This is a genomic window from Pseudomonas sp. TMW22089, from assembly GCF_022496645.1.
Taxonomy (GTDB): domain Bacteria; phylum Pseudomonadota; class Gammaproteobacteria; order Pseudomonadales; family Pseudomonadaceae; genus Aquipseudomonas; species Aquipseudomonas paraversuta.
Genome location: NZ_SCFG01000055.1, coordinates 1 through 1,152 on the forward strand (window position 1 = coordinate 1; position 1,152 = coordinate 1,152).

1 protein-coding gene is annotated in these 1,152 nt (G+C 53.7%); it reads left to right on the forward strand.

The genetic code is table 11. The features are described from left to right. Nucleotides 1-30 precede the first annotated feature (30 nt). The gene (locus EQV90_RS21670; RefSeq protein WP_240878679.1) at nt 31-1,008 is read left to right on the forward strand and encodes an IS5 family transposase; all 978 of its coding nucleotides are present in this window, start codon (nt 31-33) and stop codon (nt 1,006-1,008) included. Nucleotides 1,009-1,152: the final 144 nt, after the last annotated feature.

Sequence of the window (1,152 nt, forward strand, 5' to 3'; positions counted from 1 at the left end):
CTGTCCCACGAACTGAACGGTTGAGCCCCGATGAAGCAAATGTCTTTCGCTGATGCCGAGTACGCAGGCAAACGTAAGCAGACCCGCCGTGAGCGTTTCCTGATTGAGATGGATCAGGTCGTGCCCTGGAAAGGCCTGATTACGTTGATCGAGCCGCATTATCCGAAGGGTGAAGGCGGTCGTCCGGCGTATCCGTTGATGGCCATGCTGCGGGTTCATCTGATGCAAAACTGGTTCGGCTACAGCGACCCGGCGATGGAAGAGTCCCTCTACGAAACCACGATTCTGCGCCAGTTTGCCGGGCTGCATTTGGATCGGATTCCGGATGAAACCACGATCCTCAACTTCCGCCGGCTGTTGGAAAAACATGAGCTGGCCGGTGGGATTTTGCAGGTCATCAACGGCTATTTGGGCGACCGAGGTTTGCTGCTACGCCAAGGAACTGTGGTCGATGCGACGATCATTCATGCGCCCAGTTCGACCAAGAACAAGGACGGTAAACGCGACCCCGAAATGCACCAGACAAAGAAAGGAAATCAGTACTATTTCGGGATGAAATCGCACATCGGTGTCGATGCTGAATCCGGTCTGGTGCATAGCGTAGTGGGTACGGCGGCGAATGTGGCGGACGTGACTCAGGTCGATCAGTTGCTGCATGGCGAGGAAACTTACGTCTCTGGCGATGCCGGTTACACCGGCGTGGAGAAGCGTGCGGAGCATCAACATCGCCAGATGATCTGGTCGATCGCAGCGCGACCCAGCAGCTATAAGAGGCATGCAAAAAAGAGCCTGATCGGTCGCATGCGCCGCAAAATCGAATACGCGAAAGCTCAAGTCCGGGCCAAGGTTGAGCATCCCTTCCGGGTAATAAAGCGCCAGTTTGGTTATACGAAAGTCCGCTTCCGAGGCTTGGTGAAAAACACCGCGCAGCAGACCACACTGTTTGCCTTATCGAACCTTTGGATGATGCGAAAACGACTATTGAATGCAGGCGAGGTGCGCCTGTGATGTGGACAATGAGCCCTGAAAAGGTGCTCTTCCGCAAAAAATAGTGAACTGACAGGAGGAAAGGTCTGTTTTTCGATTAAGTCGGTGTTTTTTGAACCTCAGACAGCTAGACCGTTAAAAACGGCTGCTTACTTCAGACCTTCC

Excerpts from the sequence above, each read along its gene's own strand:
- EQV90_RS21670 (WP_240878679.1), top strand. The coding sequence starts at position 31 with ATGAAGCAAATGTCTTTCGCTGATGCCGAGTACGCAGGCAAACGTAAG.